The organism is Curtobacterium sp. MMLR14_006 (genome assembly GCF_001864985.1).
Taxonomy (GTDB): Bacteria; Actinomycetota; Actinomycetes; order Actinomycetales; family Microbacteriaceae; genus Curtobacterium.
In genome coordinates, this window is record NZ_MJGU01000012.1 from 116458 (window position 1) to 133660 (window position 17203).

The following is a 17203-nucleotide window of genomic DNA, read 5'->3' on the forward strand; positions in this document are numbered from 1 at the left end:
TTGACCGTCCGTCCCATCCGCCTGTTCGGCGACCCCGTCCTCCGTTCCCCGGCGGACCCGATCCGACCCGAGTCGCTCGGCAGCCAGGGGGTCCGTGACCTCGTGCAGGACCTCGTCGACACCGTCCGCGAGCCCGGCCGCGCCGGCGTGGCCGCGCCGCAGATCGGCGTGGGCCTGCGGGCCTTCTCGTACAACGTCGACGGCGAGGTCGGCTACGTGCTGAACCCCGAGGTCGTCGAGGTCTCCGGCGAGCCCGAGCTCATGGAGGAAGGCTGCCTGTCCGTCCCCGGCCTCGGCTACCCGACCCGTCGGCACCCGTACGCCAAGGTGCGCGGGGTCGACGTCGACGGGAACGAGGTCGTGCTCGAGGGCACCGGGCTCATGGCCGAGGCGCTCCAGCACGAGGTCGACCACCTGGACGGCACCGTCTACGTGATGACCCTCGACCCCGAGGTCAGGCGACAGGCGTTGCGCGACATCCGCGCGCAGGACTGGTTCCACTGATCCGACGCCCGTTCCGGTGACACCCGGAAGCGGGATTGTCGTCTCGTCCTGACGACGAGGTACCGTACCGTCGTCGGCTTCCCACCGACGACGTATCCCACACCCCCAGGACAGCATCATGGCCGCTCAGGACAACGAGCTCAGCTCGCACCGCACCCGTACCAACCTCCGACCCGACTCGGCCGCCTCGACGACGTCGTCGACGGCCGTGCTCGACGCACCCGCCGCGGAGATGCCCCCGCAGGGCTGACCGCAGCAGGGCGCGTCGCGCCCCGCGCACACCGTGACCGCCTGGAGGCCCGGTGCCGATCCCATGGACCGGCACTGGGCCTCCAGGCCGTCGCGACGGACGTTCTTGCCCATTGCACGCGAGATGGGAAGACGAATCGCGCGTAGGGGGCCAGAAGTTCGGACCTCCTACGCGCGATTCCGCTTCCCACGCGCGAAACGACCACCTACGCGCGGAACAGCGCCCACCGCGGAACCGCCGCCTACGCGCGACGGCGGCGGCCCTCGACGACCGGCGTCGCCGTCGTCTGCACCTTCGACCCCGAGTAGATGTGCTCGACGTCCGCGGCGAAGTCGCGGAGGACCACCGCACGCTTGATCGTGAGCTTCGGAGTGAGGTGCCCCGACGCCTCGGTGAGGTCCGCGTCGAGGATCGTGAAGGACCGCACCGACTCGGCGCGCGAGACCCGTCCGTTCGCGGCGTCCACGGCTTCCTGCACGGCGGCCAGCACCCGGTCGTCGCGGGTCGCGGCGCCGGGCTCGAGCGCCGGCGAGATGCCCCGGCTCTCGCACCAGCCGGGCAGCATGTCGCGGTCCAGGGTGACGAGCGCGGCGACGAACGGCTTGCCCTCGCCGACGACGACGACCTGTCCGACGAGCGGGTGCTCGCGGATGCCGTCCTCGAGGGGCGCGGGGGCGACGTTCTTGCCGCTCGCGGTGACGATGAGCTCCTTGGCCCGGCCGGTGACGGTGAGCACGCCGTCGCCGTCGAGACGGCCGAGGTCGCCGGTGCGGAACCAGCCGTCGGCGAAGGCGGACGCCGTGGCCTCCTCGTTGTGCCAGTAGCGGTCGAAGACGTCGACGCCGCGGATGAGGATCTCGCCGTCGTCGGCGATGCGGACCTCGACGCCGGGCAGGGCGGGGCCGACCGACCCGATGCGCAGGTCGGCAGCGCGGTTCACCGTCGCCGGCGCCGTGGTCTCGGTGAGGCCGTAGCCCTCGAGGATGAGCACGCCGATCGAGCGGAAGAAGTGCGACAGCCGCGGTGAGAGCGGCGCCGAGCCGCTGACCGCGTACCGGGTGCGGCCGCCGAGGGCGTCGCGGAGCTTGGCGTAGACGAGCTTGTCGAACAGCCGGAAGCGCAGCGCGAGCCCGAGGGGCACCCGGCCGGCCGTGACGGCCTCGGAGTGCGCGACCGCGGTGGCCGCCGCCGCGCGGAACACCCGGCCGCGGCCGCCGAGGTCGGCCTTCTGCTCGGCGGAGTTGTAGATCTTCTCGAACACGCGCGGCACGGCGAGCAGGAACGTCGGGCGGAACGTCGAGACCGCGCGCATGAGGTCCTTCGTGTCCGGCTCGTGGCCGACCAGGACGCCCGTCGAGATCGACATGACCGCGATGAACCGGGCGAAGACGTGGGCCATCGGGATGAAGAGCAGGGTCGAGGACCCGTCGGCCACCACCTCGGGCATGGCCTCGCTCGCGCCCTCGACGGTGGCGGTGAAGTTGTCGTGCCGGAGCACGCAGCCCTTCGGCCGACCGGTGGTGCCCGACGTGTAGATGATCGTGGCGTCGTCGTGTCCGTGCACGTCCGCGGTCCTGGCGTCGAGCTCGTCGTCGGTGACGTGCTCGCCGAGCCGGACCAGGTCGTCGAGCCCGCCGCCGTCGATCGTCCAGTGCTGCCCGAGGTGCGGCAGGTCCGGCGCGATCGAGGCGACGCGGCGCGCGTGCTCCTCCTGCTCGACGACGATCGCGACCGCCTCGGAGTCGGACAGGATCCAGCGGACCTGGTCGGGCGAGCTCGTCTCGTAGACCGGGACGGACACCAGGCCCGCCTGCCACAGGGCGAAGTCGACGAGGGTCCACTCCATGCGGGTGCGGGAGAGGATCGCCACGTGGGCACCCGGCGCCAGGCCGGCGGCGACGAACCCCTTCGCGATGCCGCGGACGCGCGCGAGCGTCTCGGCGGCGGTGACGGTGCTCCACGAGTCGCCGTGGCGCTGCGCGAGGACCGGTCGGTCCGGCGTGCTGGCGGCCCGGGCCTCGAGCAGCCGGGCGGCGGAGCCGTGGTCGGGGGCGACCGGACCGGTGCCGGTGCTGCTGCCGGCGGCGGGCCGGGCGCGGTCCGGGGTCGGGGTGCTGCGCGGTGCGGGCCGCTGATCGTTCACGGTGACTCCCTTGTCTGCCGGTTCGATTCGGTGTCGACTCGTCCTCGAGACGACACGCTCAGCATAGGACGCGTCACCGGGCGTTCCGTGGGTCCCGGACGAACGGGTAGGCTCGTTCTCCGTGCAGGCCATCGGAATCGACATCGGGGGCACCAAGATCGCGGGGGCGGTCGTGACGGAACTGGGCGAGATCATCGCCGAGGACCGCGTGGCCACCAACGCTGCGGACCCGGACGCCATGCTGGACGACGTGGTCGCGATGGTCTCGCGGCTCCGCGCGACGAGCGACGTGGGAGCGGTCGGCGTCGCCGCACCGGGCTTCATCGACGCGTCGCAGTCGATCGTCTACTACACGCCGAACATCCGGTGGCGGAACGAGCCCCTGCGGCAGAAGCTGCAGCAGCGCCTCGGCGACCTGCACATCACCGTCGACAACGACGCGAACGCCGCCGGCTGGGCCGAGTTCCGGTTCGGCGCCGGGCGACTCGTGTCGGACATGACCATGCTCACCATCGGCACCGGGGTCGGCGGCGCGATCGTCACCGAGGACCGCCTGTTCCGCGGCGGCTTCGGCACCGGCGGCGAGATCGGGCACCTGCGCATCGTGCCGAACGGCCTGCCCTGCGGCTGCGGCGCCCGCGGCTGCATCGAGCAGTACGGCTCCGGCCGTGCGCTCCAGCGCATGGCGAACGACGTCGCCGACGCCGGCGGTATCGGGTCGGCCCTCGCCGACGCCCGGGCCGACAACGGCGGGCAGCTCGACGGCGGGATCGTCGGCGACCTCATCCTGGCCGACGACCCCGGCGCCCTCGCTGCGCTCCGCCGCCTGGGCCGGCACCTCGGCGAGGCCTGCGCGTCGCTGTCCGCGGTGCTCGACCCGCAGCTGTTCGTGTTCGGCGGCGGCGTCGCGAGCGCGGGGGACCGACTGCTCGACCCGATCAAGCAGGCCTACCTCAACAACCTGCCGGCGCGGGGATACCACCCGGAGCCCGACTTCGTGATCGCCGAGCTCGTGAACGATGCGGGCGTCGTCGGCGCGGCCGACCTCGCCCGGATCCACGCCCGGACGGCGTAGGGTCGGGCCACCCACCACCTGGAGTCGTCGATGACCTACTGGCTGCTGAAGAACTTCGTGCTCGGCCCGCTCATCCTCACCCTGTTCCGCCCGTGGGTGATCGGCCGCGAGAACGTGCCGACGACCGGACCGGTCATCTTCGCGTCGAACCACATCTCGTTCATCGACTCGGTGATCCTGCCCGCGGTGCTCGACCGGCGGTTGTCCTTCCTGGCGAAGAGCGACTACTTCACCGGGCGCGGCCTGAAGGGCTGGGCGACGAAGACGTTCTTCAACGCGATCGGCCAGCTGCCCATCGACCGCTCCGGCGGCAAGGCGTCCGAAGCGTCCCTGCGCACCGGGCTGCAGGTCCTGGCCCGCGGCGAGCAGCTCGGCATCTACCCCGAGGGCACCCGCAGCCCCGACGGCAAGCTGTACCGGGGTCGCACCGGCATCGCGCGGATGATCCTCGAGGGCCGCGTGCTCGTCGTCCCGGTCGCCATGGTGGGCACCCGTGAGGTCCAGCAGATCGGGCAGAAGTTCCCGAAGATCAAGCGCGTCGGCGTCGTCTTCGGCAAGCCGCTCGACTTCTCGCGCTTCCAGGGGTTCGAGACCGACCGCTTCATCCTGCGCAGCGTCACCGACGAGGTCATGCACGAGCTCGCCGGTCTGAGCCGCCAGGAGTACGTCGACGTCTACGCGACGAGCGTCAAGGAGCGCGCGAGCTCTGCGCGCGAGGCCGTCATGCGGGAACGCGGGAGCACGCCCGCACGTTAGGCTCTGATGGTCCCGGCACCCGCCCGGGGCGCACGGCGTCGCCGATGTGCACGCCGCGCCGATCGCACAGAACACCGAGGTACCGCCCTTGTCCGAGTCGACCGACTTCGTCGCCCTGCAGGATCCGGACGCGATCGAGGGCCTGGACTACTGGCGCACCCTCCCGATCAAGCAGCAGCCGACCTGGCCGGACCCCGCCGCGGCCGAGGCCGCCTCGGCCGAGATCGCCACGCTGCCGCCGCTCGTCTTCGCCGGCGAGGTCGACAAGCTGCGCGAGCGGCTCGCCGCCGCCGCCCAGGGCAAGGCGTTCCTGCTGCAGGGCGGCGACTGCGCCGAGACCTTCGCCGGTGCCACCGCCGACTCCATCCGCGACCGCGTCAAGACGATCCTGCAGATGGCCGTCGTGCTCACGTACGGTGCCTCGATGCCGGTCATCAAGATGGGGCGCATGGCCGGCCAGTTCGCCAAGCCGCGCTCGAGCGACTTCGAGACCCGCGGCGACGTCACGCTGCCCGCCTACCGCGGCGACATCGTGAACGGCTACGACTTCACCCCGGAGAGCCGGCAGGCCGACCCGCGCCGCCTGGTGCAGGGGTACCACACCGCCGCGTCGACCCTGAACCTCGTCCGCGCCTTCACGCAGGGCGGGTTCGCCGACCTGCGCCAGGTGCACTCGTGGAACAAGGGCTTCGCGTCGAACCCGGCGAACGCCCGGTACGAGCACCTGGCGCAGGAGATCGACCGCGCGATCCGCTTCATGGCGGCCTGCGGCGCCGACTTCGACGCCCTGAAGAACGTCGAGTTCTACGCCTCGCACGAGGGCCTGCTCATGGACTACGAGCGGCCGATGACCCGCATCGACTCCCGGTCCGGCCAGGCGTACGACACCTCGGGCCACTTCATCTGGATCGGGGAGCGCACGCGTGACCTCGACGGTGCCCACGTGGACTTCCTGTCCCGCGTCCGGAACCCGATCGGCGTGAAGCTCGGCCCGACGACGAGCGTCGACGACATGCAGGCCCTGGTCGAGAAGCTCGACCCGAACCGCGAGCCCGGTCGCCTGACCTTCATCACCCGCATGGGCGCCGGCAAGATCCGCGACGAGCTGCCGAAGCTGCTCGAGGCGATCAAGGGCATGGACGCGAACCCGCTGTGGGTCACCGACCCGATGCACGGCAACGGCCTCACCACGCCCACCGGCTACAAGACGCGGCGCTTCGACGACGTCGTCGACGAGGTGCTCGGCTTCTTCGAGGCGCACCGTCAGGTCGGCACCTACCCGGGCGGCATGCACGTCGAGCTCACCGGCGACGACGTCACCGAGTGCCTCGGCGGCTCGGAGCACATCGACGAGGCCACGCTCGCGACCCGTTACGAGTCGCTGTGCGACCCGCGGCTCAACCACATGCAGTCGCTCGAGCTCGCCTTCCTGGTGGCCGAGGAGCTCGGCGCGCACCCGCACGTCCGCGCCTAGCGCGACGCAGGTCGGGTCGGTCCCGGCAGAGCGACAGGACCCCGCGAGCAGTTCGCGGGGTCCTGTCGCTGCCGCGGACCGGACGGGAGGCCCGTGGCAGGCCCGCACCGTGCCTCCCGTCCGTCGTGCCGGTCGCGCCCAGTGCCAGCCGCGCGCGTCCGACGCGGCCGCCCGCCGTGCCGTCCCGTCCCGTCCCGCGGAAGCGACACTGTCTCGCCGATGTGCGGCGCCAGACTGTCGCCCTCGCGGAGCCTTCGGCGGGGCCAGGCGGACGTGTGTCGCCGTGGCGGATCGGACTGCTCGCCCCGCTCGCCCTGCCCGCTGCCCGCTGCGCGCGGCGCCGGCGGTGCCGGCGGTGCCGTTCTGCGAAAGCGACAGTGTGCCGCCGATGTGTGGCGCCAGACTGTCGCTTTCGCGAAGCCTTCGACGTGTCAGTCGCCCCGCTACTGGTCGTACGCGAGGGTGACGGTGTCGCCCCGGTGCACGGTGGCACCGACGCCGGGGTCCGTGCCGGTGACCGGGAGCTTCGACTTCCAGTCGTAGAAGCCGCAGAGGATGTTCGTGCAGTCCGGTACCGAGACCTGGAGCCCGAGTCCGCGCAGGGTCGCCGTGGCCTCGTTGATGGTCGCCCCGACGACGCCGTCCTCGGGGATGACGATGGGCGTCGGACCCTTCGACACGACGACGTCGACGGTGCTGCCGCGGACGACGGGGGAGTCCTGCACCGAGGCGGACACGATCTGCCCCTGCGGTACGGACTCGTCGTACTCCTCGGTCTGCGCGCCGAGCACCAGGCCGACGTCGTCGAGCGCTGCCGTGGCCTGCTCGACGGTCTTGCCCGCGAGGTCCGGGACCGGACCGAGGGAGACCGTGAGCGTGACCGGCCCGGTCTCCCCGTAGGCCTTCACGGTGCTCAGGTCGAGGCGTTCGCCGTCAGCTCCGCGCCCGGTGGCCGCGATGACGGTGTCCTCCGGGGCGTCGGCGGAGAACTGGTAGCGGTCGTCCTGCAGCTCGAAGTCGTCGTCGAGGGCAGCGGTGACGGTGGACAGCGGCTGGCCGACGATCGCCGGGAGCGCGATCATCCGCGGACCGTTCGACACGACGATCCGGACGGCGGTGCCCTTCCGGACCTCGCGCGCCGCGGCCGGTTCCGTGGCCGACACCTGTCCCTTCGCGACGACGGCGTCGAACCGTGTCCCGGTCTTCGACGCCGTGTGCAGGCCCTGCGCTTCGAGCAGCTGCCGGGCCTGTGAGACCGACTTGCCCGCGACCGCCGGGATCCGCACGTTGCCACCGGGGCCCGGCCCGAACCAGAAGGCGATGCCGGCGGCGACGAGGGCGAGCACGACGACGATCGCCAGGGCGGCCCAGCCGCGCTTCCGCCGCTTGCCGGACAAGTCGGCCAGGCGTTGCGCGGCGGGGGAGAGCGCTCCCGGCTGCGAACCGGTGCGCCGGGGTCCGGGCGGCGCGTTCCGGCCCCGCGCCGGACGACCGGGGTCGGTGGCGCGGTCGCGCGGGATGACGGCCGTCGCGTCGGTGGCCGGCGGGGAAGCAGGGGCACCCGCTCCGGAGCCGGCGCCGCCGCCGCCCGAGGGCAGGATCGCCGTGGCGTTCTCGGGTCGGAGCACCGCGGTCCGGTACTGCCCGGTGGCGCGCTGCTGGTTGCCGGCCATGTGGTCGAGCATCTCGCGGGCGTCGCGGGGGCGGTCGTCGGGGTTGCGCGCGGTCGCCCAGGCGACGAGGTCGTCGAGCTCGGGCGGCACGCCGTCGACCGCGGCGCTCGGCAGCGGCACGGTGTCGTTGGCGTGCTGGTAGGCGATCTGCATCGGCTGGTCGCCCTTGTAGGGCTGCTCGCCGGTGAGCATCTCGTAGAGCATGATGCCGAGCGCGTAGATGTCGCTGCGCGAGTCCGCGGCGCCGCGGGTGACGAGCTCGGGGGACAGGTACGCGATCGTGCCGAGGAGCGCCGCACCGGTCGCGGTGTTCGCGGTGGTGGCACGGGCGAGCCCGAAGTCGCCGAGCTTGATCCGGCCGTCGTCGGCGAGCAGGACGTTCTCGGGCTTGAGGTCGCGGTGCACGATGCCGGCGCGGTGCGCCGAGGCGAGTCCGGCGAGCACGGCCCGCAGGATGTCGGTCGCCTGCTCCGGCGTCAGGGCGTGGTGCTCCTGGAGCAGGTCCCGCAGCGTGATGCCGGGGATGTACTCCATGACGATGTAGGCGGTGTCGTCCTCGGCGCCCTGGTCGTAGACGCCGACGAGGTTCGGGTGCGACAGGCGGGCCGCGGAACGGGCCTCCTGGATGAAGCGCTCCCGGAACGCCTGGTCGTCCGCCAGGTGCCCGTGCATGATCTTGATCGCGACGCGCCGTTCGAGGCGGACGTCCGTGGCGAGGTACACGGTCGCCATGCCCCCGCGCGCGATGCGGGAGCGGACGCGGTACCGCTGATCGATCATGCGACCGATCATCGGATCCGTGGCGGCGTTCGTGCTCATCGGCGGCATTCTACGAATCGAGACTGCACACGGCCGCACTGACGCACCGGTCGTGATGCAATCTCGATCTTGCGGATGAGACTCAGAGCGTGGCCAGCCAGCCCTCGGCGGCGCTCGCCCAGTGGGCGTAGGCCTTCGGGTAGGCGGAACGCTGCACGGCCTGGGCCGCGTCCGTGATGCTCATCGACGCCCATCCGGGCACGTCGAGCAGGCCGCGCGTCGTGCCGGCGTTCGGGTTCGACCGGCCGCCGTAGAAGAGCTTCGCGGCGTGGGTCGGGTCCTGCAGGGCCGCGGCGCTGCCCCAGCCCTGGCTCGGACGCTGCTGGAACAGGCCGACCGAGTCACGGTCGCCGTGCGCGAGGTTGCGGAGGCTCGACTCCTGCATCGCGGCGGCGAGGGCGACGACGATGCCCCGGTCCGGCACACCGAGGGAGCGTCCGACGGCGACGATCGTCGCGGCGTTCTGCCGCTGCTGGGCGCTCAGCCCGACGGCGGAGCTGACCGCGGCACCGGAGGGCGCGGCGGCGACGGCGGTGGACGTGGCACCGGGCAGGACGAGGGTGCCGCCCGCGTAGATGGTGCTCGTGTAGCTCAGGCCGTTCGCGGACAGGAGCGACGCGACCGACACGTGGTGCGCGGCGGCGATCGAGCCGACGGTGTCGCCCGCGGCGATCTTCACCGAGGACGCACGCGACGCCGACGACCCGCCGGAGCCGGACGTGGACGACGCCGTCGAGGACGGCGCCGACGTCGTGGCGCCGTGCGGCACCCGGAGGGTCTGGCCCGGGTAGATGACGCTGCGCTGCGAGAGCCGGTTCGCCGACAGGAGCGCCGACGTGGACACGCCCACGCGGGACGCGATGCCGGAGACCGTGTCGCCCGACTTCACGTGGTAGCTCGAGGTGCTCGACCCGGTGGACGCGGTGGCGCCCGACGTCGCGGCCCCCGACGTGCGGGTGGACGCGGTGGTGACCGCGGGCGTCGAGGCGAGGTGCAGGGTCTGGCCCGGGTGGATGATCGTGTTCCAGCCGAGGCCGTTGCGCACCAGGACCTCCTGCGCGGAGAGGCCGAAGCGGGCGGCGATGCCGGACACGGTGTCGCCCTGGCGGACCGTGTACGAGGACGGCACCGAGGCGGTCGCCGCGACGGTGGTCACGACGGTCTGCGCCGGCCGGGCGACGGCGGTGCTGAACACCGGGCGGTCGCCGACGGTGCGGTCCTGGTCGACGTGGCGCTTGTGGTTCGCGTCCTGGTCGTCGTGCCGCGGTTCGGCGTGCGCGACGGGGCCGGTGAGTCCGGCGGTCACCGCGATGGTCCCCGCGAGGACGATGGGGACGGTGGCGAAGCGGGCGGATCGCGCGCGCCGGGCGGCGTCGTCTGCGGCGTTGTCCACGGGTTTCTCCTGACCTCGGTGAGCCGTGCTCGTGCGTGCGCGCACTCACAGGTGGCCCCACGCTGGCATGGTGTGGTTTCCAAGTCAACCAGAGAGTCGGACGTGACGCGTGTGACTGGTGTGACGAACGAGGTCGCGCCGGACCGGCGCGCGCTCTGGCACCATGGGCGTGTGAGTGCCGCACCCGCAGACGACCTGACCCTCTCCGAGCGCTGGCTGACCGTCCCCGAACTCGTGGACATGTTCAGCACCAGCCCCGGCCGGATCCACCGACTCTTCGAGCAGAAGACCCTGCTCGCCGCCCGCGTCGGCGGAGTCCTCCGGGTGCCGGTCGAGTTCCTGGAGGACGGCGAGCCGATGCCCGAGCTCCGCGGCACGCTCATCGTGCTCGGCGACAACGGCTTCACCGACGACGAGGCGGTCCGCTGGATGCTCACCGTCGACGACGCGATGGGCACGACGCCGATCGCGGCGCTGCGCGCCGGTCGCAAGGCCGAGGTGCGCCGCGTGGCTCAGTCGCTGCTCTAGACCCGCCCCGGGACGGACGGGAGGCCCGTGGCGGTGTCGCCACGGGCCTCCCGTCCGTTCCGGGGTCGCGTCTACGCGGAGCGGCGGCTGACCGTGTCCGCCAGCGACGCGAGCTGGTCGCGCGCCGACGGCGTGAGCGGGGAGGACTCGAGCGCGGCCTTGGCGCGCGCGACGTGCCGGTCGATCGATCGTTCCACCGCGGCGACCGCACCGGACTCGGTGAGGGTGGCGCGGAGCATCTGCACCTGGGCCTCGTCGAGGTCCGGGTCGCCGAGGAGCTCGTCGAGCAGCTGCCGGGGGCCGCTCGGCAGCGCCTTGCGCGCGGACGCGATGAGGACGGTGCGCTTGCCCTCGCGCAGGTCGTCGCCGGCGGGCTTGCCCGTGACCTCGGGGTCGCCGAAGACGCCGAGCATGTCGTCGCGCAACTGGTACGCCACCCCGAGCGGCAGACCGAAGGACCGCAGGCCCTCGAGCTGCGAATCGCTCGCGCCGGCGACGAGTGCGCCGATGACGAGGGGGGCCTCGATCGAGTACTTGGCGGACTTGAAGACGATGACGCGCTGGGCGCGGAGCAGGTGCTCGGACTCGTCGATGACGGGCCAGGCGGTCTCCTCGTGCACGTCGAGGTACTGCCCGGCGGTGACGTCGAGGCGCATCGCGTGGAACTCCTGGCGGACGATCCGTGCCCGGACCGGGTCGAGCAGCGCCAGGCCCTCGTCGAAGACGGAGTCACTCAGGGACAGCAGCAGGTCGCCGAGCAGCAGGGCCGAGTTCGTGCCGTACTGCGCCCGGTCACCGGTGAACCCGGACTCCTGGTGCAGGGACTCGAAGCGGCGGTGCGCCGCCGGTCGCCCACGGCGGGTGTCCGAGCGGTCCATGATGTCGTCGTGCACGAGGGCTGCGGCGTGGAAGACCTCGAGCGCGGCGGCGACGGTGACGACGGCCTCGGCGGTGGTCTGTCGCGAACCCTCGGCGAGGGGGTCGAACGAGCCGGAGCGCCCCGCGACCGACTGCCAACCCCAGTAGCAGAACAGCGCCCGGAAGCGCTTGCCGCCGGACAGCAGGTCTCGGGCGTACTGGTCGAACGGCGCGAGGTCGGGGCTGATCGCGAGGAGCCGCTCACGCTGCTCGTCGAGTGCCCGGTCGATACGCGCCGATACGAGGTCCACTAATCGCGTACTCTCAGCCACGGTGCCTAGCCTAGTGGAGTGGTCCGGACGTAGGATCGGCCCACTCAAGACGAGTGTTTTCCAGCCCGGTTCACCAACCCCGCGTCGATCCCAGGAACAGAGGGAACCAAGATGCCGCTCTCGGAACAGGAGCAGCGCCTTCTCGAAGAGATGGAGCGCAGCCTCTACCAGAACGATTCCGACTTCGTGGCGCGTGTCACACGTCGACAGGGCCGTCCGACGTACACGTCCATCACGCTCGGGGTGCTCGGCGCCCTCGCCGGTGTGGCCGTCGTCATCGTCGGCCTCGCCATCAAGGCACCGCTCCTCGGCATCCTCGGCTTCGTCGTGATGCTCGCCGGCGTGCTGTTCGCCCTGCGCCCCGGTCTCGGCGCTCCGAAGGCGAAGGCGCCGCGGTCCGGACGCCCCTCCAACGGCGGGTCCGCCCGGTCCGGTGGGTCGTCGCGGTCGTCGAACGGCGGCGGGTCCTTCATGGACCGCATGAACGAGCGTTGGGACAAGCGGAACGACCAGAGCTAGCGCTCCCTCCACAGTCCTCCACGGGGTCGGCCTTCGGGCCGGCCCCGTTCTGTGTTCCCGGGGGGCGGTGTCGCACGGGCCGGACCGGACCGAGCAGGGCAGAGCCGGTCCGGTCCGGTCCGGTCGGTCCGGCTCGGTCGGCGCCGAGGTCGCACGAACTGTCGCTGGGGGCCCCGCGAGCGACGGTCCGAGCGACCTCGGCGGAGTCCGTGCGGCATGTCGTGACCTCTCGCCAGCGTCTCTGACTGCGCGCCTCGGCCTCCGATCGTCGGTGAGGTCGCACTCCGACCCGCTCCGGCCACCGGGATCCGGTCCGGACCGCGATCTCACCGACCTCGCCGCGCCCCGGCGTGCCGGCGTTTCGCCTCCGGCTGGCGCCGAGGTTGCACGAACTGTCGCGCGAGGCCGGCGCGGGCGACAGTTCGACCGACCTCGGCGGACTTTGTGCGGCATGTCGTGACCTCTCGCCGGCGAGACCGTCCGCCCGCACCCCGGCGTCCGCGCCTCGGCCTCCGGGCGCCGGTGAGATCGCACTCCGACCCGCTTCGGCCACCGGGATCCGGTCCGGAGTGCGACCTCAGCGACCTCGCCGCGCCCTGACGTGCTCCACCGGCTGCGAAAGTCCTCCACTTCGCTCCACCGACGCCCCACGAGCGCCGATCCGCGCGGTTGCGGGCCTCGACGGACCGCCGGTGGGCCCGGTGGCCGTCCGGAGCGCCCCCAGAAGGGGTGTCGCGGGCCGAAAAGGGAGCGGGAACCTGGGCAGGGGGAGGGGAGTGGAGTAAAGTGGGGCATGCAACGGTCCGGTGGAGCGGAGGGGAGGCCCGACGTGCTGCTCGGTACCCATGCCCCGAAGCTCGACGAGAAGGGTCGCGTCATCCTGCCCGCCAAGTTCCGGGACGAACTGTCCGGGGGACTCGTGATGACCCGTGGGCAGGAACGCTGCGTCGTGGTCTTCAGCGCCCGGACGTTCGAGGAACTCCACGAGCGCATCCGGACCGCCCCGATGACGTCGAAGCGCACCCGGGACTACATGCGCCTGTTCCTGTCGGGAGCGAGCGCGGAACAGCCCGACAAGCAGAACCGCGTCACGATCCCGCAGAACCTCCGCGAGTACGCGGGGCTCGAGCGGGACCTGACGGTCATCGGCAGCGGTGACCGTGCCGAGATCTGGTCGACCACCGCGTGGGAGGCCTACTACGCCGAAGCCGAAGAGGCGTTCGCCGACAACGACGAGGAGGTGATCCCGGGGATCTTCTGATCCGTGGATCGGGACTCCCAGCCGTGGAGCCCTGACATCACTTCCCCGATGTCAGGTCGCATGGATGGGGATCCGGACCCGCGGCCCAGGAGACGAGGGGCTGCACATGGCCGAGGACGAGACTCCGAAGTTCCCGCACACGCCGGTGATGCTCGAGCGCATCGTCGACCTGTTCACGCCGACCCTCGAGGGGCCGGGCAAGGTCGTCGTCGACGCCACCCTCGGCATGGGCGGGCACTCCGAGGGGCTGCTCGAGCGCTTCCCGGAGCTGACGCTCATCGGTCTCGACCGCGACACCGACGCGCTCGGCATCGCGGGGGAGCGGCTCGCCCGGTTCGGCGACCGGGTCCGCCTGGTGCACACCGTGTACGACGGCATCGTCGACGCGATCGAGGGCGAGGGCTTCACGACCGTCGACGGCGTGCTCTTCGACCTCGGCGTGAGCTCGCTGCAGCTGGACCGTGCCGAGCGCGGCTTCGCCTACAGCCAGGACGCCCCGCTCGACATGCGGATGGATCGGACCGAGGGGCAGACCGCCGCCGACGTGCTGGCCACCTACGACGAGGGCGAGCTGCGTCGGATCTTCCAGCGCTACGGCGAGGAGAAGCTCGCCGGTCGGTACGCCCGGGCGATCGTCGAGCGTCGCGCGAGCAAGCCCTTCACGATGTCCGGCGACCTGGTCCAGGTGCTGCACGACGCCACCCCGGTCGCCGTCCAGCGGCAGGGGCACCCCGCCAAGCGCGTGTTCCAGGCGCTGCGCATCGAGGTCAACGCCGAGCTGAGCGTGCTCGAACGTGCGATCCCGGCGGCGCTCGACGCCATCGCGGTCGGCGGACGCATCGTCGTCGAGTCGTACCAGTCGCTCGAGGACCGCATCGTCAAGCGGGCCCTCGTGGAGCGCACGAAGTCGAGCGCCCCCGCCGGGCTGCCGGTCGAACTGCCCGAGCACCGGCCGACGTACGAACTGGTCGTCAAGGGCGCCGAGCTGGCCGACGAGGCCGAGCGCGCCGCCAACCCCCGAGCAACCCCCGTGCGCCTGCGCGCGGCCGAGCGGATCCGGAAGTGACATGAGCACGAACCTCGCACTCGTCGACCCCGCCGTCGTCCCGTCGCGGGCCCCGCGCCCGGACCGTCAGCACCGCCCGGAGCTCGTCGAGGTCACGCCGTCGAAGGCGCAGCGTCGGGCCCGTCCGCGCATCGGCTACGCCGTGGTCGCCGTGGCGGCCCTCGGCATCCTGCTGCTCGCCCAGCTCGGCATCAGCATGGTGCTCAGCCAGGGGGCGTACACGCTCGACTCGCTGAGCGCCGAGCGGACCGACCTGTCCCGGACGCAGCAGTCGTTGTCCGAGGAGCTCCGGGTGCTGGACTCGCCGCAGAACCTGGCGCGCAACGCGCAGGGGCTCGGCATGATCGCCAACTCGACCCCGGTCTACCTCGACCCGAAGACCGGCCGCGTCTACGGCACGCCGACGCCGGCGAAGCCGGACGAGTCCACGGTGTCGACGGACAACCAGGTACCGAACGCCCTGCTGGACGACGTCCCGCTCGCCGCGAAGCCCGGCAGCACGACGTCCGGCACGGACAAGACCGCCAAGGCGGACAAGACGGACAAGACCACCACGACGGACACGACCGACAAGACGGACGAGGCGGCGACGACGGAGCAGCCCGCCCAGGCCGCTCCCTCTGGGAAGACCTCCGACGCCAGCGCGTCGGACGGGGGTTCGTCGAAGTCCTCCGTAGAGTCCGACGCGAACCAGCTCCAGGCGCCCTCGACCCGGTGACCGACGGGGCTGACGCTCCCCTCCAGCCCCACCCAGCACCACCCCGGGAAGGACCGCACGCGTGACCAGGACGATCCGCAACCGCCGACTGCGCTACAGCATCGTGATGCTCGCCGTGATCGCCCTGGTGGGCGTCTTCGTGGTGCGGCTCGTCGACATCCAGGTGGTGCAGGCGGCCGAGATGAACAAGCAGTCGGCGGCGAAGCGCAGCATCCCGGTGACCGTCTACGGCACCCGCGGGTCGATCGTCGACCGCAGCGGCACCGCCCTGGCGGACAGCGTGACGCGCTACAACATCACCACCGCGCCCCGGCTCGTCAAGAAGTTCACGGGCAAGCTCGGCGGCACGCGCAAGAAGCAGGTCTCGGTCGACACGGCGCTCCAGGCCCTCGCGAAGGCGTCCGGGGGCGACGCAGCGACGATGCGGCAGAACATCGCGGCGGACCCGCGGTCGAACTTCGCGTACCTGGTGAAGGGCCTCGACGTGAAGCACTTCGAGGCGGTGCGGGCGCTCGAGATCCCGTGGGTCTACAAGGAGCAGCAGGCGGCCCGGGTCTACCCGGCTGGGGCGACGACCGGCAACCTGACCGGCTTCATGGGCACCGACGGCGCGCAGGCCGGCCTGGAGTACGCGTACAACCGGTGCCTCGCGGGCACGAACGGTTCCGAGACGTACGAGCGCGGCGAGGACGGCGTGCAGCTGCCCGGCAGCACCGTGACGAAGACGAAGGCCAAGGACGGCGGCACCCTCCACACCACGATCGACAGCGACCTGCAGTACATGGCGCAGCAGACGATCGCGTCCGCCGGCAAGGAGCTGCAGGCGGAGTCGGCGACGGCGACGGTGACGAGCGTCAAGACCGGCGAGATCCTGGCGGTCGCCGACTGGCCGACCGTCGACCCCAACGACGTCGACGCCACCACGGACAAGGGTGCCTTCGGCTCGCGGGCGCTGACGGCCTCGTACGAGCCGGGCTCCACGATCAAGGCCGCCATCGCCGCGGCGCTGCTCGACCAGGGCAAGTCGAGCCCCACCGACCAGGCCGTCGTGCCCTACTCCCGCACGTTCCCCTGGGGCGGCCGCATCCAGGACTCGGAGTTCCACCAGACCGAGAACCTGACCCTGACCGGCATCCTGCAGAACTCGTCGAACGTCGGCATCACGGAGCTCGGCGAGCGGCTGACGCCCCAGCAGCGCTACGACTACATGAAGAAGTTCGGCCTGTTCGAGCCGGAGAGCGCGATCGACTACCCGGGCCAGCCGTCGATGGACTACGGCTCGACGCCGGACTGGGACCAGCAGACGAACATCAACTCGATGTTCGGCCAGGGCATCTCGACGACGGCCGTGCAGGTCGCGAGCGTCTTCCAGACCATCGCCAACGACGGCGTGCGCATCCCGCTGCACTTCGTCACGGGCTGCACCACCGCCGACGGCACGACGATCGACGCGCCCGACGTGCAGAAGCAGCGCGTCGTGTCGGCGTCCGCCGCGGAGCAGACCACGCAGATGCTGCAGAGCGTCGTGACGGGCGGCACGCTCGTCGGCATGGAGCGGATCTCCGGCTACAACATCGCCGCCAAGACCGGTACGGCCGAGGTCGCCGAGGGCTCGAAGGGCTACGGCGGACAGCGCATCACGTCGGTGGCCGGAATGGCACCCGCCGAGGACCCCCAGTATGTTGTCACGGTGACGTTCACGAAGCCGCAGACCAACAAGTGGTCCAGTGGTGCGGCTCCGGCGTTCCGAACCCTCATGTCCCAGGTGCTCGAGAAGTACCGAGTAGCCCCCTCCACGACGCCGGCGAAGCTCTACCCGTCGACGTGGTGAGGA

The 17203-nt window shown here is 71.8% G+C and carries 15 protein-coding genes; 11 read left to right on the top strand and 4 right to left on the bottom strand.

The genetic code is table 11. From position 1 onward, the window contains the following. Positions 1-504: a peptide deformylase gene (locus BIU94_RS04160; protein WP_071254521.1), complete on the top strand. Its 504-nt coding sequence runs from the start codon at positions 1-3 to the stop codon at positions 502-504. Positions 505-622: 118 nt separating this feature from the next. Continuing rightward, entirely contained in the window at positions 623-754 is a 132-nt protein-coding gene (locus tag BIU94_RS18195; protein WP_302846694.1) for a hypothetical protein, read from the top strand. Positions 755-995: 241 nt separating this feature from the next. Here the strand turns inward: BIU94_RS18195 and BIU94_RS04165 are convergent, their stop codons facing one another. Beyond that, a complete protein-coding gene (locus BIU94_RS04165) occupies positions 996-2897 on the bottom strand; it encodes a long-chain fatty acid--CoA ligase (RefSeq protein ID WP_083404570.1) in 1902 nt (633 codons plus the stop codon). Between the two features lie 121 nt (positions 2898-3018). On the opposite strand from BIU94_RS04165, the gene BIU94_RS04170 reads away from it, so the two are divergent. From BIU94_RS04170 to BIU94_RS04180, 3 genes are all read left to right on the top strand, one after another. Further along, positions 3019-3972 carry an ROK family protein gene (locus BIU94_RS04170; RefSeq protein ID WP_071254523.1) on the top strand — a complete coding sequence of 318 codons (954 nt, stop codon included), beginning with the start codon at positions 3019-3021 and terminating at the stop codon, positions 3970-3972. Between the two features lie 30 nt (positions 3973-4002). Then, positions 4003-4728 (top strand): 1-acyl-sn-glycerol-3-phosphate acyltransferase, encoded by a 726-nt coding sequence (locus tag BIU94_RS04175; RefSeq protein ID WP_071254525.1) that lies wholly within the window; start codon positions 4003-4005, stop codon positions 4726-4728. Between the two features lie 88 nt (positions 4729-4816). Continuing rightward, the gene (locus BIU94_RS04180; RefSeq protein WP_071256189.1) at positions 4817-6202 is read left to right on the top strand and encodes a class II 3-deoxy-7-phosphoheptulonate synthase; all 1386 of its coding nucleotides are present in this window, start codon (positions 4817-4819) and stop codon (positions 6200-6202) included. A gap of 443 nt (positions 6203-6645) precedes the next feature. Here BIU94_RS04180 and pknB read toward each other — a convergent pair whose 3' ends face one another. Both pknB and BIU94_RS04190 read right to left on the bottom strand, forming a co-directional pair. Beyond that, complete coding sequence (gene pknB, locus BIU94_RS04185; protein WP_071256191.1) at positions 6646-8694, bottom strand: Stk1 family PASTA domain-containing Ser/Thr kinase; 2049 nt, start codon at positions 8692-8694, stop codon at positions 6646-6648. 82 nt (positions 8695-8776) lie between these two features. After that, positions 8777-10087, bottom strand: coding sequence for a LysM peptidoglycan-binding domain-containing protein (locus BIU94_RS04190; RefSeq protein ID WP_071254527.1), 1311 nt, complete (start codon positions 10085-10087; stop codon positions 8777-8779). A gap of 240 nt (positions 10088-10327) precedes the next feature. Between BIU94_RS04190 and BIU94_RS04195 the strand changes: the two genes are divergently transcribed. Next, the gene (locus BIU94_RS04195) at positions 10328-10615 is read left to right on the top strand and encodes an Rv2175c family DNA-binding protein (protein ID WP_042537451.1); all 288 of its coding nucleotides are present in this window, start codon (positions 10328-10330) and stop codon (positions 10613-10615) included. A gap of 71 nt (positions 10616-10686) precedes the next feature. Here BIU94_RS04195 and BIU94_RS04200 read toward each other — a convergent pair whose 3' ends face one another. Further along, positions 10687-11805 carry a polyprenyl synthetase family protein gene (locus BIU94_RS04200; RefSeq protein ID WP_071254528.1) on the bottom strand — a complete coding sequence of 373 codons (1119 nt, stop codon included), beginning with the start codon at positions 11803-11805 and terminating at the stop codon, positions 10687-10689. Between the two features lie 111 nt (positions 11806-11916). Between BIU94_RS04200 and BIU94_RS04205 the strand changes: the two genes are divergently transcribed. The 5 genes from BIU94_RS04205 to BIU94_RS04225 all read left to right on the top strand — a co-directional run bounded on the left by BIU94_RS04205 (position 11917) and on the right by BIU94_RS04225 (position 17200). After that, a complete protein-coding gene (locus BIU94_RS04205) occupies positions 11917-12324 on the top strand; it encodes a DUF3040 domain-containing protein (protein WP_071254529.1) in 408 nt (135 codons plus the stop codon). Positions 12325-13153: 829 nt separating this feature from the next. Beyond that, the gene (gene mraZ, locus BIU94_RS04210) at positions 13154-13585 is read left to right on the top strand and encodes a division/cell wall cluster transcriptional repressor MraZ (RefSeq protein WP_071254530.1); all 432 of its coding nucleotides are present in this window, start codon (positions 13154-13156) and stop codon (positions 13583-13585) included. 106 nt (positions 13586-13691) lie between these two features. After that, complete coding sequence (rsmH, locus tag BIU94_RS04215; RefSeq protein WP_139195940.1) at positions 13692-14651, top strand: 16S rRNA (cytosine(1402)-N(4))-methyltransferase RsmH; 960 nt, start codon at positions 13692-13694, stop codon at positions 14649-14651. Position 14652: 1 nt separating this feature from the next. Beyond that, positions 14653-15369: a hypothetical protein gene (locus BIU94_RS04220; RefSeq protein ID WP_071254533.1), complete on the top strand. Its 717-nt coding sequence runs from the start codon at positions 14653-14655 to the stop codon at positions 15367-15369. Between the two features lie 61 nt (positions 15370-15430). Further along, a complete protein-coding gene (locus BIU94_RS04225; protein ID WP_083404571.1) occupies positions 15431-17200 on the top strand; it encodes a penicillin-binding protein 2 in 1770 nt (589 codons plus the stop codon). Positions 17201-17203 lie beyond the last annotated feature (3 nt).